Genomic DNA, 14099 nt, shown 5'->3' with positions numbered 1-14099 from the left:
CCGTGGCGGACTAAACATAAGGACGCGAATTTTCGCCTCTGCGCATTGGCATGGACCGGACATGAACGAAACGAAGCTCCAGAACACTTCGCTGATGGTCTTGCTGGCTGTGGTGACCGTTGCCTTCGTCTGGATTCTGCTGCCGTTCTACGGTGCGGTGTTCTGGGCGGCCATCCTCGGCATTCTGTTTGCGCCCTTGCAGCATCAGTTGCAGCTGAGATTCGGTTGGTCACGCAACCTGACGGCCCTGTGCACCTTGAGTCTATGTGTGCTGATTGCGATCCTGCCGGTAATCATCATCAGTACCTTGCTGGTTCAGGAGGGCGCGGCGCTTTATGGCCGAATCGAAAGCGGCGAACTGGACATTGCCGGGCATGTGTCGCAGTTCAAACACAGCTTGCCGCCGTACTTTCAGCACTTGCTCGATCGTTTCGGCATGGGTGAACTGAGTGGGCTTCGCGAGAAAATCATCAAGAGCATGATGCAAGGCAGTCAGTTTCTGGCGTCCCAGGCGTTCAGTTTTGGCCAGGGGACGTTCGATTTCGTGGTGGGTTTTTTCATCATGCTGTATCTGCTGTTTTTCTTTCTGCGGGACGGGTCTGAACTGGCGCGCAAAGTGCGCGCGGCGATACCGCTGGAAGATAACCAGAAGCGTCGCTTGCAACTCAAATTCAATCGGGTGGTGCGGGCCACGGTGAAGGGCAGTTTGCTGGTGTCGATCACGCAAGGGGCGTTGGGCGGGTTGATTTTCTGGTTTCTGGATATCCCGAGCGTGCTGCTCTGGGCGGTGTTGATGGCATTCCTGTCGCTGTTGCCGGCGGTGGGGGCGGGTATCGTCTGGGTGCCGGTGGCGGCGTATTTCCTGCTCAGCGGTGCGATCTGGCAGGGCACGGTGCTCGCGTTGTTCGGGGTGTTCGTGATCGGGTTGGTGGACAATATCCTGCGACCGATTCTGGTGGGCAAGGACACCAAAATGCCTGACTACCTGATTCTCATCTCGACCCTGGGTGGCCTGGCGATTTTCGGCCTGAACGGTTTTGTCATCGGCCCGTTGATTGCCGCGTTGTTTATGTCGAGCTGGGCGATTTTCGTCGATACCAAACAGCGGGTTCAGCTGCCTTAAGCGTTGAGCTGGCCTGAGCCGATACGTTGCGACAGGGCTTGGGCGTCGGGAAGCGAAGTGAGCGGGCCGCTGATCGGTTCGCCGTCCTGTACGAGATACCAGCAGGCAAGCAATCCCAGTGCTCTGAGCGGTGCGGGAACGGCGCTGCCGATAACGGACATAATCTGAACCTGAGCCATAAGTACCTCCATCAATCTGTGGGGTTACCTTACGGATCGGACGCTTGAGTGGAAAATCAACGCTTTCGATAGTCGTCATTGATGCCAGTGAGTGTTGGCGATCAGTCCACGACTTGATCGAGCATATGCACGACTTCCTGTTCATTGAGCAGGCCTTTGCGCACCAGGTTTTCCGCCAGCAGCGAGAGAAACTTGGCGCTGCGATGGCCTTCTAGGTGCTTGAGCTCGGTCAGTGCGTTGTACACCTTGCTGGATGTGCACAAGCCGACAATGCGGTGCGGGTTTTGTGTGGGCATGAGGTCGTCCTTGTTTTTATCAACCTGTTGTTTATGGACAGATCAAGCTTGCGGGCCTGTCATGACATAAATATGACCGACTTTACCTGCCGGTACTGTCCCGACAGCGACCTTGACGAGATTTATTCAGACTCCGTTCGCCTTGCGGCCACAAAAAAGGCCCCGCTGTTGAGGCGGGGCCTGATGAGTCTGTTACCAGCGGTCGTCACGGTAATAACCATGGGGATGGCCATAGTAGCCGCGCGGTGGGCCATAGTAGCCGCGTGGTGGACCGTAATAAATCGGTGCCGGGCGGTAGTACATCGGTTGTTGGACATAGACCGGCGCCGGTTGGTAGTAAACGGGCGGTGGCTGTACGTAAACCGGTTGAGGCTGAGCGTAAACCGGTTGCTCTACATACACCGGCCGGTCGCGGCCGATAATTGCCGAGCCGATGATTGCCGAGCCGACGATCGCACCAAACACAGCCGGACCTTCCCAGCCACGACCACCTGCTTCTGCCTGCCCTGCGATAGCGAGAGCACCGATCAGCAAGGCTACTGTGGGGATTTTACGGATCATGATAAGTCCTCGGTTCTTCGACCCGGCGCTTGGGTCTGCAATAGACACAAGTTGTCGCGGGGATACTTCTAAGACAGCAATTTTTTGAAAATCAGCACAGCCGTTGGGTAAATTTTGTGTAAGGTCTGTACCGGTTTCTTTACGGTGCTGTCTGGTACAGACATACCCTTATGATCGACCACAATCCGGTGGAATTGTTAATTCCGTCCATCTGAAAGTGCTACTGAAGGAGATTCGGATGCAGATGAACCCCAACAAAGACACCCAGTTGTGCATGTCACTCTCGGGCCGTCCCGGCAATTTCGGCCTGCGGTTTCACAATCATCTGTACGAACAACTGGGGCTGAATTTTTACTACAAAGCCTTCAGCAGTCAGGACCTGACGGGGGCTGTCAGCGGCATTCGTGCGTTGGGTATTCGGGGTTGCGGCGTGTCGATGCCGTTCAAGGAGGCCTGCATCGCGCTGGTCGATGAGCTGGATGCATCGGCCGAGGCTATTCAATCGATCAACACTATCGTCAACACCAACGGCCACCTCAAGGCCTACAACACTGATTACATCGCCGTCGCCCAGTTGCTCGAAACCCACCAGGTGCCCAAGGATTCGACCTTTGCCCTGCGCGGCAGCGGCGGCATGGCCAAGGCTGTGGCCAGTGCCTTGCGCGATGGCGGCTACAAAAACGGCTTGATCGTGGCCCGCAACGAACGCGCCGGGCGTGCCCTGGCCGAATCGCTGGGTTACCAATGGCAGGCGGAACTGGGTGCTCAACGCCCGCAGATGCTGATCAACGTCACGCCGATCGGCATGACCGGTGGCCTGGAAGCCGATCAACTGGCGTTTCCCCCTGAAGCCATCGCTGCCGCCGAAACGGTTTTCGATGTGGTGGCGATTCCCTCGGAAACACCGCTGATCGTGCGTGCTCGTGCCGAAGGCAAACGGGTGATCACCGGGCTGGAAGTGATTGCCATCCAGGCGCTGGAGCAGTTCGTGTTGTACACCGGCGTGCGACCGACCGATGAGCAGTTTCAGAAAGCCGTGGCGTTTGCCCGGAGCTGAATTCCGATTATCGGTTGGACCTGTGGCGAGGGAGCTTGCTCCCGTTGGGTCGCGAAGCGGCCCCAAAGCAGTCAGCACACCGAGTTTGCCGGCCTTGCGACTGCTTCGCAGCCGAACGGGAGCAAGCTCCCTCGCCACAGGGAACTCGGTACATCGGGAAGGGTTATTCGAGGCGCGCCAGGCGTTCTTCCAGTGCCGCAATCCGCGCTTCAAGCTCTTCGATTCGCTCAACCGACACACCGCCACCGGTGCCACGTTCCACCGGATTCTGTCGGGCCGCGAGGATCGCTTCGATATCCGCCGGATCACCCAGCGCATGCATGTAACGATCTTCGCGCTGACCGGCCTGGCGCGGGATCAACAGCGCCAGGCCTCGGGCGATCAAACGCTCCAGTTGATGCACCACTTGTTCGGCATCTTCGAAGTCATGCATGCGGCCGCTGCGGGTCAGCAGTTCGTTGACCGTCTGCGGACCGCGCAGGAACAACAGCCCCGTCAGAATCACCTGCGCCGGCACCAGTTCCAGCGCCTTGTCGACCCGATGTTCCCAGCGGTCGGCACGGCTGCCCATCACCAGCCGGGTGAAGCCGCGACCTTCAAGGGCGCGCAGGCTCTGGCCAACCTGGCCCTGGCTGAGGTTCATCACCGGTTCGCGGCTGGTTTTCTGGTTGCAGGCAATCACCAGGGCATTGAGGGTCAGCGGATAGGTTTCCGGGCTGGTGGCCTGTTTTTCGATCAACGAGCCCAAAATGCGGATTTCCGTGCTGTTGAGCCGCGGTTCGTCGAAGGTCGTCTCTTGTTCAGTGCTCATCGCGCTTTTCCCTAGGCAGTCGAGCCGCCTAGCCTAATCCTTGCTGGATAAAAGACAAGTCGCAGGGCGCGCCGGCATGGCTATAATCGCTCCACGTTTTTTACTCCCGTCACCACACGAGACTGCCATGACTATTTCCCTGTACGCCGCATCCGTTCCGGTTTTCCAGCAAATGCTCAACGCCCTGAGCAACAACCTGAGCAAGGCCGAAGCCCACGCTACCGCGAAAAACATCGACCCGAACGCATTCCTGCAGGCCCGTCTGTACCCGGACATGTTCCCGCTGGTGCGTCAGGTGCAGATCGCCGTTGATTTCGCCAAGGGTGTTTCGGCGCGTCTGGCTGAAATCGAACTGCCGAAATACGACGATACCGAAACCACCTTCGCCGAACTGCAAGCGTTGATCGCCAAGGTTCTGGCCTTCATCGGCGAGATCAAACCCGAGCAAATCAACGGCAAGGAAGGCATCGAAATCGTGACCCGTCCTGGCACCCCTAAAGAGAAGCGCTTCACTGGCCAGGCTTACCTGCTGAGCTACGGTCTGCCGCAGTTCTTCTTCCACGTCACCACTGCCTACGCGTTGCTGCGTCACAACGGTGTGGAAGTGGGCAAGCGCGATTACATGGGCGCGTTCTAAACCACCCAGGTACAAAAAAGCCCGCCAAGGTGTAAGCCTTGGCGGGCTTTTTCGTTTTCGTCGGTGCGTTTACGCCAAACGCTGCGCCTTCAACTCTTCACCCTGGCAAGCCGCCGCGGTGAACAGCACGTCGGTGGAGGAGTTCAGCGCGGTTTCCGCCGAGTCCTGCAACACACCGATGATGAAGCCGACCGCCACCACTTGCATGGCGATTTCGCTCGGGATGCCGAACAGGCTGCACGCCAGCGGAATCAGCAACAACGAACCGCCCGCCACGCCCGAGGCGCCACAGGCACAAATTGCCGCGACGACGCTGAGCAGAATGGCCGTCGGAATATCCACGGCGATGCCCAGGGTGTGCACGGCGGCCAGGGTCAGCACAGTGATGGTGATCGCCGCGCCGGCCATGTTGATGGTCGCGCCGAGCGGGATCGATACCGAATAGGTGTCTTCATGCAGGCCCAGGCGTTTGCTCAATTCCAGGTTGACCGGAATGTTCGCCGCCGAGCTGCGGGTGAAGAAGGCGGTGATGCCGCTCTCGCGCAGGCAGGTGAGTACCAGCGGATACGGGTTGCGGCGCAGTTTCCAGAACACGATGACCGGGTTCATCACCAACGCGACGAACAGCATGCAGCCCAGCAGCACCGCCAGCAGGTGCATATAGCCGATCAATGCGCCGAAACCGGAAGTGGCGAGGGTCGAAGCCACCAGACCGAAGATCCCCAGCGGCGCAAAGCGAATCACCAGGCGCACGATCACGGTCACGCCATTGGACAGGTCGCCCAGCACTTCGCGCGTCGTCTCGCCAGCATGGCGGATCGCAATGCCCATGCCGATCGCCCACGCCAGAATGCCGATGAAGTTGGCGTTCATCAGTGCGCTGACCGGGTTATCGACCACGCTCAGCAACAGACTTTGCAGCACTTCGCTGATGCCGCCCGGCGCGGTGACCGCAACGTCCTGGGTCGACAGCACCAGGCTCGACGGAAACAGCGTACTGGCGATCACTGCAACCACGGCTGCGGCGAAGGTGCCCAGCAGATACAGAAACAGGATCGGCCGGATATGGGTTTCCTGGCCGTGCTTATGATTGGCAATCGAGGCCATGACCAGCACGAACACCAGAATCGGCGCGACAGCCTTGAGCGCCGACACGAATACTTTGCCAATGAAGGCGGTGGACTTCGCCACCTCAGGCGCGAACAGGGCCAGGGCAATCCCGGCGATCAGGCCGATGATGATTTGCGTGACCAGGCTGCTGCGTTTCAGGCGTTGCAAAAGAGAAGGGGATGAAGCGGTCATAACGGTATCTCTGATTTTATTAGGGTGCAGGGTTCCTTGGCTCATGCAGCAAAAAGCCGGGCAGGCTACATGGAGGGAACCGAAGGGGTCGCCACATCAATGCCAATCAATGGCCGATGAGCAAGGTGTCAATCTCGCGGGTCGCGGACTTTATCACAGCGTAGCCGCGATCCTTCAGACCTGTGACGATCTGCCACCCGATTGTTCAACGCGATTTGCAGGTTCGTGCAACTTCGTTTGGAAACACTCTGTTAAGCTTCGCCATCCTCATTTTCTAGTTCTGCCAGTGGGCCTTCGGGCTGTCGCTGGTGTCGTCGTTTTCCTGGAGTTCTGCATGCTGTTGCCCATTCTTCTGTTGTCCGCCGCCGGTTTCACGGTGCTGACCACGGAATTCATCATCGTCGGCCTGTTGCCGGCAATCGCCCGTGACCTGGACGTCAGCATCCCTCAAGCGGGTTTGCTGGTGACCCTGTTTGCGTTCACCGTGGCCGCGTTCGGGCCGTTCCTGACAGCGTATTTCGCAAGGTTTGAACGGCGCAAACTGTTCATCAGCGTGTTGATCATGTTCGGCCTGGCCAACACGCTGGCGGCGTTTGCGCCGAACATTTGGGTGATGGCCATTGCCCGGTTGATTCCGGCGCTGGGGTTGCCGGTGTTCTGGGCGTTGGCCAGTGAAACCGCGGTGGACATCGTCGGACCGGACTACGCCGGGCGGGCGATTGCCAAGATTGGTTTCGGCATCGTCTGCGCCACCGTATTCGGCATTCCGGTCGGCACGTTGATTTCCGATGCGTTCGGTTGGCGCAGTGCTTTCGGCATTCTGGCGGTGATTGCGTTTGCCAAGGCGCTGCTGCTGTTTATCTATTTGCCGAAAACCAGCCTGCACCAGCATCAGGTGAGTTTTCGTTCGCAATTCAAGATCTTGCGCAGCCCGCTGATGCTGGGTCATGTTCTGCTGTCGATCCTGGTGTTCAGCGGCATGTTCACCGCCTACACCTACCTGGCCGACATTCTTGAACGCCTCGCCGGTTTCAACGGCACCGTGGTCGGCTGGTGTCTGATGGGCTTCGGCGCGGTCGGGCTGATCGGCAACTCGCTGGGCGGTCGCGCGGTGGATCGTCACCCGCTGATCGCTTCTATGACGTTTTGCGCATTCATGATTGCCGGCATGGTGACGCTGGTGCCGAACATTCACTCGCCGCTGGGGCTGGCGGCGGCGATGGGGATTTGGGGGGTGACCCAGGCGGCGTTGTTCCTGGTCAGTCATGTGCGGTTGATGAAGGCGGCGCCTGAAGCGCCGGCCTTCGCGGCGTCGTTGAACATTGCCGGGGCCAACCTCGGGATCGGCCTGGGCGCCATGGTTGGCGGCCGGGTGATCGACAGTGTGGGCCTGGGTGGACTGGGTTTCGCCGCAGCCGGTTTTATCCTGGTTTCGATTCTCCTGGCCATGGCGCTGATGACCTTCAAACCTCGCGAAGTCTGCGCCTGAGGCTTTACATCTCGGTGAACAGCTCGCGTCGGGCACCTTCGGTAATGGCGACAATGCCGGGGTGCTTGACCTTGCGTTCCACCGAAATGGCATAGAACGACTCGCGCACCGCGTCGGTCTGGCCGATCAACTCCACACCGCATTGGCGTTTCACCTCGTCGGCAATCACGCTCGGGCCGATGAAAATCCCGCTACCGGATTGGCCGAAAGCCTGCATCAAAGCGCTGTCGTCGAACTCGCCGACGATTCGCGGCTGGATCTGCTGTTCGGCAAACCAGCGTTGCAAGCGACTGCGCACCACGGTTTCCGGCCCGGGAATCAACAACGGGGCGCCGTGCAGGCTGCGGGGGAAATCCTGGCCGTATCGCGCCGTCAGTTCAGCGGTGGCAAAGAAGCTGATACCGCATTCGCCGAGCTTCTGGCTATAGCCCTTGATATCCAGATGCGAGGGCATCGGGCTGTCGGAAATCACCAGGTCGAGGCGTTGAATCGCCAGGTCGGCGAGCAATCGTTCCAGTTTGTCTTCGCGGCAGGTGATGCGTAGCGGCTCGTTCAACTCCATGGTCGGCGCGATCAGGCGATAGACGATGGATTTGGGCACCACATCGGCGACGCCCACCCGAAACAGAATCTGTTGCTCATTGGGCTGCGCCCGCAGCATCAGCTCCAGCTCGCCCCCGAGTTGAAACATCTGCTCGGCGTAGGGCAGGGTCTGACGCCCGGCTTCGGTGAGTTCTAGCTGCCGCCCGACCCGGCGAAACAATTCAATGCCATAGGTTTGTTCGAGCAGGGAAATCTGCCCGCTGATGGTCTGTGGTGTCAGGTTCAACTGCTCGCAGGCGCGCACGATGCTGCCGGTCTTGGCCACCACCCAGAAATAATGCAGCTGTCGATAATTCAGCATTCATGTTCCCCGTAGCGTGTGTTTTGCTATGGATTCGTAAAAACCGAAGTATAACCGCTGAAAATACGAATTTTCCTGAAGTGTTTGCCTCTTTAGACTGCCTCGCTATCGACGGATCGCCTTTCGGGTTCTGTCTGTCCTATCGAGGAAAGCATCATGAAGCTTAAAACCACCGCGCTGCTGATCACCTCTTTACTGGTGTTGGCCGGTTGCGACCAGGCCGAGAAAAGTGCTCAGCAATTGATGGGCAAGGCCGCCGAAAGCGCCAAACAGGCGATTGACGATACCCACAAAGCCGCCGAACAAGCGTTGAGCGAGGCCACGAGTGGCCTGATCAGCAAGAAAGAACAACCGGCCAAAGAGACGGGCAAAACCGACTCTTCGTCCCAGGAAATCTAAACCGTCTACAACGAGTCAGGACTGACCCATGGAATACCTTTTAGAACTCGCTGCAAGCCCCACCGCCTGGGTCGCCCTGGCCACGTTGGTGGTGATGGAAATCGTGCTCGGCATCGATAACCTGATCTTCATCTCGATCCTCACCAATAAGCTGCCCGAGCAGCATCGCCAGAAGGCGCGGCGCATTGGTATCGGCATGGCGTTGATCCTGCGCCTGGCGCTGTTGAGCACCATCGCGTTTATCGTCCAGTTGACTGAACCGGTGATCGACATTCTCGGCCACGCGTTCTCCTGGAAGGACATGATCCTGATCGCCGGCGGCCTGTTCCTGTTGTGGAAGGCGACCACCGAGATTCATCACAGCATGGACCCGTCGCCGGTAGACCCGACGTCGGCCACCTCGACCGTGACCCTGGGCTTTGCCGCCGCCATCGGTCAGATCCTGATGCTCGACATGGTGTTCTCCATCGACAGCATCATTACCGCTGTCGGCATGACCGAGCATTTGCCGATCATGATCATCGCGGTGGTGGTGTCGGTCCTGGTGATGTTGCTGGCTGCTGACCCGTTGGCCAAGTTCATCAACGACAACCCGACGGTGGTGATGCTGGCGCTGGGCTTCTTGATCATGATCGGCATGACGCTGATCGCCGAAGGTTTCGGCGCCCACGTACCGAAAGGCTATGTCTACGCGGCCATGGCGTTCTCGGCGACGATCGAAGGCTTGAACATGCTGTCGCGGCGGGCCAAACAGAGGCGCGTTGCCGCAGAAGCTTAATCGCCGATAAACGAAACGGCCGCCTGAACTTGCGAGAGTCCAGGCGGCCGTTTTTTGTTTGTACGACTGAAAAGCGCCAGTCAGTGCGCGGTGATGGGGTGTGTAGCCGGTTTATCGGTTTTGGCCGCGGGCGCCGATTTAATCGGGTGGTGATGGTGCCGACGGGTAATGCGCAAAACGCCCCACAACATGGCGGCGGCCACTGCCAGCCAGCCGGAAATCAACATCACAATGGTCATTGTCAGGCTCATCAGTGCCTCCTCTTTGCCCTGCCGCGGGCGCACACTCTTCCTTGGTAAAGGACAGTCTAGCCGTTGCTGTGTTTCAGGCTATTGACCAAAGGTCGCCTGTCATCAACCCGTTCGCTCTATCAAATGCAAACAACTGCCGGTTAAGGCTATACCGCTGTCGCGCGGCATCCTATGATCGACGGCCAAGCCGGCTGCGTGATCGCCTGGCGTCTGAACAAGAGAGTGATGATGGTGCGGGTATTTTCTCGAATTCGATCTTTGGCACTGATCGTTGGCTGCGTTGCCGGCCTGGCTGGCTGCGCGGGGAGCGTAGCGCCTGAGATCAAGCGTCTGCCGGAGCGTGTCGAACTCAGCGGTACGTTCTACCGTGGGCAAAGTTATCAGAGCGGGCCTCAAGTGCTGGCCAGCCTGTTGTCCCAACAGGACATCGTGATAACTCCAGGGTTGCTCGAAAAGCCCCTGAATTTACCGGGCGCCGAAGACCGGTTGCAGCAGAACATGCAAAACCTCGCCCGCGAATACGGGATGGTGGTCTATCCCCTCGACAGCCAATTGCCGGCGCTGCTGACCCAGGTCGCAGCCGGTTATCCGGTGATGGTACGCATTACTGAAGGCTCGGCCTTCTGGGCCGGGCCGCGATACGCCATTCTTGCCGGTTACAACCGTCAGAAGCAGACCGTGTTGCTGCGCACCGGGATGGATCGTCGGTTGCTGATGGGGTTCAGCGCCTTTGAGTCGGCGCTCGAGAATGCAGGCGGTTGGGCCGTTTTGATCCAGAAGCCGGACCAGATTCCGGCCAACGTCGATCAGCAGCGCTGGCTGAAAGCGGCGAACGATCTTGCCCAGTCAGGTCAGGAGCAGGCGGCAGCCAGGGCGAAGAAGGCGCTGACCGCGCAGTAGTTTCCGTTTGTCATCCGCCGGGCACTACTCGACGTTGTTCGCCTCTGATGTAAAGGGCCCGGGTTTCTCGCCGGGCCGTGACCAGGAGGCGTCCATGGCTCAATCCAATACCCCCGTCGGCCCACACTCGTCCGAGCATTCGTCCGATAATGAGTTGGGGTTCGACCCCGACTCTCCGGACGTTGCTGATCCTCAGGTCGACCCCATCGGACCTGCCAGGGCACCCAAAGATATAAAACCGGGTGAAGAGGGCAAGAAGACACCGGCAAAGCCTTACGACCCGCTCGGTAATCTGAAACCCAAGTCTTAGTCAGAGGTGCATATGTCTACCGATTCGAGCTTCGACGACAAACATTCGGACCCTCCCGAAAACGTTCCAACAACCCCCGAGGCGGACCTGGACCCGGTGATGGATCCGGACAGCCCGCTAAGGGATCCCTTGGCCAGGCCGACCGTGGTGCCGACGAAGCATCCGCAGGGCTGGCGAGACCCGAGTGCCGGGGACGGCATTCCGGATGACGATCAGATGCCGTTGCCCAATGATTGACCGCCGGACAAAAAAAGCCCCGAATATTCGGGGCTTTTCATTTATGGATGTTTCGACCTTATTTTGAGGCTTCAATCACACCGCTCTGGCGATGCTTGAGGTTCTTGTCTGACTTGTATTGCAGGGCGACGGACGGCACGTTGGTGCTCTTGCCGGTTTCAACCCAGCTGCGAATACGGGTTGCATCGGCAAAGTGCGTGTACTTGCCGAAGGCATCGAGAATCACCAGCGCAACCGGACGGTTGCCCATGCTGGTCACCAACACCAGGCAGTGGCCGGCCTGGTTGGTAAACCCGGTTTTCGTCAGCTTGATGTCCCAGTTCGGCTTGTTGATCAAGTGGTCGGTATTGTGGAAACCCAGGCTGTAGTTGGGTTTACGGAATGTAACGGTTTTTTCCTTGGTCGTGCTCAGCTCGGTCAAGAGTGGGTACTTGTGCGCGGCGATCAGCAGTTTGCTGAGGTCGCGGGCGGTGGACACGTTGCGCGGGGAGAGACCCGTCGGTTCGACGAAATGGGTACTGGTCATGCCCAGCGCCTTGGCTTTGGCGTTCATGGCGGCAATGAACGCGACGTAACCGCCCGGATAGTGATGCGCCAAGGTTGCGGCGGCACGGTTTTCCGATGACATCAGGGCGATCAACAGCATCTCGCGGCGCGTCAATTCGCTTTGGAGTTTGACTCGGGAGAACACGCCTTTCATTTCCGGGGTGTCGCTGATGTTAACGGGAATATATTCGTCCATGTTCTGCCGCGCTTCTACGACCACCAGGCCGGTCATCAGTTTGCTGACGGAGGCGATGGGTACGACGACGTCAGGATTGCTGGCATAGATGACTTTGTTGGTTTGCAGATCCATCAGCAAAGCGCTGCCGGAAGCGATCTTCAGTTGTGCAGTGTCTCGTGGTGCCGCGGTGGTTTCACCGGCGTTGACCGTTGGCGTGATGAAAGTCCCTGTAACTGCAAAAACTAGGCTCAGGATGGAAAGACGGATTTTCACGCTGGCAGACTCATAAAGGGTGGATATGCCGTTCTGTAACGGGCTGTTTCTTAAAAACGACGCATTTTAGGAGTATGTGCCAGGAAAGCCATAGGCGCCTGCAAGACGGGGGGTAAAAGTGAAGAATATTTAATGCTGTAACTCTTTCTTTACTATTTGGCTTTGCAGTTGTCCGACCTCTGTGATCGAGCTGTTTGCTACAGGCAAAAAGAACCCCGCGATGGGCGGGGTTCTTTTGGGTGCAGCAGGGTGAGAGTTAACTCAGCTGTGCAGTGTTTCGGCGGCGTACAACGTGTTTTCCAGCAGGCAGGCGCGGGTCATCGGGCCGACGCCACCCGGTACCGGAGTGATCCAGCCGGCACGGGCCAGGGCGGATTCGTAAGTCACGTCGCCGACCAGTTTGCCGTCTGCCTGACGGTTGATGCCGACGTCGATCACGATCGCGCCTTCCTTGATCCACTCACCTTTGACCAGGCCCGGCTTGCCGGCGGCAACCACTACCAGGTCGGCGCGACCGACGTGGCCGGCCAGATCCTTGGTGAAGCGGTGGGTGACCGTCACGGTGCAACCGGCCAGCAGCAGTTCCATCGCCATCGGACGACCAACAATGTTGGAAGCCCCGACAATGACCGCGTCCATCCCGTAAAGATTGACGCCGGTGCTTTCCAGCAGCGTCATGATGCCTTTGGGCGTGCACGGGCGCAGCAGCGGAATGCGCTGGGCCAGGCGACCGACGTTATAAGGGTGGAAACCGTCGACGTCCTTGTCGGGACGAATGCGCTCCAGCAATTTGGAGGCGTCCAGGTGTTCAGGTAGAGGCAGCTGAAGCAGAACGCCGTCGATTGCCGGGTCGTCGTTCAGGCGATCGATCAGATCGGTCAGCGCTGCTTGAGTGGTGTCGGCAGGCAGGTCATAGGCTTGGGATAGGAAGCCGACCTCTTCACAGTCTTTACGCTTGTGCGAGACATAAACCTGAGAGGCAGGATCGCTGCCGACCAGGATCACCGCGAGGCCGGGTGTGCGCAGGCCTTGCTGGCGACGCTCGGCAACTCGTTTGGCGATCTGCTGGCGCAGGCTGGCGGCGATCGATTTGCCGTCGATTAGTTGTGCAGTCATTGCGCGTGATTAACCATCGAGAGGGGAAAAAAAGAGAGCGCATTCTCGCATGTCACGAGGTGAGGGCAAAGGCGCTTGGTCTGCAAATTCCCCTAACTCCTTTAATTAAATGAATTTTTTTCAAAAAGGATTTGACGACCTTCAGGGGGCTCTATACTATTCGTCGCACTTGTCGGGCACAGCCTAGCACTGGTTAAGAAGGTCGAGCGGAGTTACGGTTCCGCAAGGCTGAAAAGCACTTAGTTTGTAGTCCTTCAAGGGTACAGATTAACAAGGCGCCCGTAGCTCAGCTGGATAGAGCATCCGCCTTCTAAGCGGATGGTCGCAGGTTCGAGTCCTGCCGGGTGCGCCATTAGGCAGCATTGGCACAAGTAGCGCGATATGGTGGGCGTAGCTCAGTTGGTAGAGCACGGGATTGTGACTCCCGTTGTCGTGGGTTCGATCCCCATCGTCCACCCCATATTTCGAAAGGCGCCAGATTAATAGTCTGGCGCCTTTGCTTTAACAGCTTCAACCCGCGGATGTGGTGGAATTGGTAGACACACTGGATTTAGGTTCCAGCGCCGCGAGGCGTAAGAGTTCGAGTCTCTTCATCCGCACCAAATAAAGCTTCACTCATGCCGATTGGCATGATTGAGGTTCAACAAAGAAGTTGTTTGGCTTCTTTGTCACGCAATATGGTGGGCGTAGCTCAGTTGGTAGAGCACGGGATTGTGACTCCCGTTGTCGTGGGTTCGATCCCCATCGTCCAC

General features: G+C 58.3%; 18 protein-coding genes and 4 tRNA genes. 13 read left to right on the top strand and 9 right to left on the bottom strand.

The features are described from left to right. The first annotated feature begins 61 nt into the window (after window positions 1–61). Window positions 62–1123 carry an AI-2E family transporter gene (locus AC07V0_RS09610; RefSeq protein ID WP_018925405.1) on the top strand — a complete coding sequence of 354 codons (1062 nt, stop codon included), beginning with the start codon at window positions 62–64 and terminating at the stop codon, window positions 1121–1123. Here the strand turns inward: AC07V0_RS09610 and AC07V0_RS09605 are convergent. From AC07V0_RS09605 to AC07V0_RS09595, 3 genes are all read right to left on the bottom strand, one after another. Continuing rightward, window positions 1120–1302 carry a hypothetical protein gene (locus AC07V0_RS09605; RefSeq protein WP_018925406.1) on the bottom strand — a complete coding sequence of 61 codons (183 nt, stop codon included), beginning with the start codon at window positions 1300–1302 and terminating at the stop codon, window positions 1120–1122. The genes AC07V0_RS09610 and AC07V0_RS09605 overlap by 4 nt on opposite strands. Window positions 1303–1403: 101 nt before the next feature. After that, window positions 1404–1598 (bottom strand): hypothetical protein, encoded by a 195-nt coding sequence (locus tag AC07V0_RS09600; protein WP_018925407.1) that lies wholly within the window; start codon window positions 1596–1598, stop codon window positions 1404–1406. 192 nt (window positions 1599–1790) lie between these two features. After that, on the bottom strand, window positions 1791–2159 hold the full coding sequence (locus tag AC07V0_RS09595; protein WP_018925408.1) for a hypothetical protein: 369 nt from the start codon (window positions 2157–2159) through the stop codon (window positions 1791–1793). A 238-nt stretch (window positions 2160–2397) separates the two neighbouring features. On the opposite strand from AC07V0_RS09595, the gene AC07V0_RS09590 reads away from it, so the two are divergent. Next, the gene (locus AC07V0_RS09590; protein WP_086945074.1) at window positions 2398–3216 is read left to right on the top strand and encodes a shikimate 5-dehydrogenase; all 819 of its coding nucleotides are present in this window, start codon (window positions 2398–2400) and stop codon (window positions 3214–3216) included. Between the two features lie 163 nt (window positions 3217–3379). Here AC07V0_RS09590 and AC07V0_RS09585 read toward each other — a convergent pair whose 3' ends face one another. After that, window positions 3380–4027 (bottom strand): YceH family protein, encoded by a 648-nt coding sequence (locus tag AC07V0_RS09585; RefSeq protein ID WP_018925410.1) that lies wholly within the window; start codon window positions 4025–4027, stop codon window positions 3380–3382. Window positions 4028–4154: 127 nt separating this feature from the next. On the opposite strand from AC07V0_RS09585, the gene AC07V0_RS09580 reads away from it, so the two are divergent. Further along, window positions 4155–4664 (top strand): DUF1993 domain-containing protein, encoded by a 510-nt coding sequence (locus AC07V0_RS09580; RefSeq protein WP_019579999.1) that lies wholly within the window; start codon window positions 4155–4157, stop codon window positions 4662–4664. Between the two features lie 69 nt (window positions 4665–4733). On the opposite strand, the gene sstT is transcribed toward AC07V0_RS09580, so the two are convergent. Next, the gene (sstT, locus tag AC07V0_RS09575) at window positions 4734–5966 is read right to left on the bottom strand and encodes a serine/threonine transporter SstT (RefSeq protein ID WP_064618915.1); all 1233 of its coding nucleotides are present in this window, start codon (window positions 5964–5966) and stop codon (window positions 4734–4736) included. Window positions 5967–6300: 334 nt separating this feature from the next. On the opposite strand from sstT, the gene AC07V0_RS09570 reads away from it, so the two are divergent. Further along, complete coding sequence (locus AC07V0_RS09570; RefSeq protein ID WP_018925413.1) at window positions 6301–7455, top strand: MFS transporter; 1155 nt, start codon at window positions 6301–6303, stop codon at window positions 7453–7455. Window positions 7456–7459: 4 nt separating this feature from the next. On the opposite strand, the gene nhaR is transcribed toward AC07V0_RS09570, so the two are convergent. Then, a complete protein-coding gene (gene nhaR, locus AC07V0_RS09565) occupies window positions 7460–8359 on the bottom strand; it encodes a transcriptional activator NhaR (RefSeq protein WP_086945073.1) in 900 nt (299 codons plus the stop codon). A gap of 156 nt (window positions 8360–8515) precedes the next feature. On the opposite strand from nhaR, the gene AC07V0_RS09560 reads away from it, so the two are divergent. Both AC07V0_RS09560 and AC07V0_RS09555 read left to right on the top strand, forming a co-directional pair. Beyond that, window positions 8516–8758, top strand: a complete 243-nt coding sequence (locus AC07V0_RS09560) for a hypothetical protein (protein WP_007940414.1) — start codon at window positions 8516–8518, stop codon at window positions 8756–8758. 28 nt (window positions 8759–8786) lie between these two features. Next, window positions 8787–9536, top strand: a complete 750-nt coding sequence (locus tag AC07V0_RS09555; protein WP_086945072.1) for a TerC family protein — start codon at window positions 8787–8789, stop codon at window positions 9534–9536. An 80-nt stretch (window positions 9537–9616) separates the two neighbouring features. On the opposite strand, the gene AC07V0_RS09550 is transcribed toward AC07V0_RS09555, so the two are convergent. Then, window positions 9617–9787, bottom strand: coding sequence for a hypothetical protein (locus tag AC07V0_RS09550; protein ID WP_173861183.1), 171 nt, complete (start codon window positions 9785–9787; stop codon window positions 9617–9619). Window positions 9788–9958: 171 nt separating this feature from the next. On the opposite strand from AC07V0_RS09550, the gene AC07V0_RS09545 reads away from it, so the two are divergent. The 3 genes from AC07V0_RS09545 to AC07V0_RS09535 all read left to right on the top strand — a co-directional run bounded on the left by AC07V0_RS09545 (window position 9959) and on the right by AC07V0_RS09535 (window position 11234). Then, the gene (locus tag AC07V0_RS09545; protein ID WP_018925417.1) at window positions 9959–10687 is read left to right on the top strand and encodes a cysteine peptidase family C39 domain-containing protein; all 729 of its coding nucleotides are present in this window, start codon (window positions 9959–9961) and stop codon (window positions 10685–10687) included. Window positions 10688–10781: 94 nt separating this feature from the next. Then, window positions 10782–10997, top strand: a complete 216-nt coding sequence (locus AC07V0_RS09540) for a DUF6021 family protein (protein ID WP_086945071.1) — start codon at window positions 10782–10784, stop codon at window positions 10995–10997. Between the two features lie 12 nt (window positions 10998–11009). After that, complete coding sequence (locus AC07V0_RS09535; RefSeq protein WP_018925419.1) at window positions 11010–11234, top strand: hypothetical protein; 225 nt, start codon at window positions 11010–11012, stop codon at window positions 11232–11234. A 58-nt stretch (window positions 11235–11292) separates the two neighbouring features. On the opposite strand, the gene pbpG is transcribed toward AC07V0_RS09535, so the two are convergent. Beyond that, on the bottom strand, window positions 11293–12231 hold the full coding sequence (gene pbpG, locus AC07V0_RS09530; RefSeq protein WP_018925420.1) for a D-alanyl-D-alanine endopeptidase: 939 nt from the start codon (window positions 12229–12231) through the stop codon (window positions 11293–11295). Window positions 12232–12492: 261 nt separating this feature from the next. Further along, a complete protein-coding gene (gene folD, locus AC07V0_RS09525) occupies window positions 12493–13347 on the bottom strand; it encodes a bifunctional methylenetetrahydrofolate dehydrogenase/methenyltetrahydrofolate cyclohydrolase FolD (RefSeq protein ID WP_018925421.1) in 855 nt (284 codons plus the stop codon). A 275-nt stretch (window positions 13348–13622) separates the two neighbouring features. On the opposite strand from folD, the gene AC07V0_RS09520 reads away from it, so the two are divergent. The 4 genes from AC07V0_RS09520 (at window position 13623) to AC07V0_RS09505 (ending at window position 14099) form a co-directional block, all read left to right on the top strand. Next, window positions 13623–13699: transfer RNA gene (locus AC07V0_RS09520), tRNA-Arg, on the top strand. A 32-nt stretch (window positions 13700–13731) separates the two neighbouring features. After that, window positions 13732–13807: transfer RNA gene (locus AC07V0_RS09515), tRNA-His, on the top strand. A 57-nt stretch (window positions 13808–13864) separates the two neighbouring features. Further along, window positions 13865–13949 (top strand) — tRNA-Leu (locus tag AC07V0_RS09510). Window positions 13950–14027: 78 nt separating this feature from the next. Continuing rightward, window positions 14028–14099, top strand: a tRNA-His gene (locus AC07V0_RS09505).

Source organism: Pseudomonas sp. GW821-FHT01E10 (genome assembly GCF_059422365.1).
Note: the sequence above shows the minus strand (reverse complement) of the source record. Positions and strands in the feature narration are given on the sequence as shown.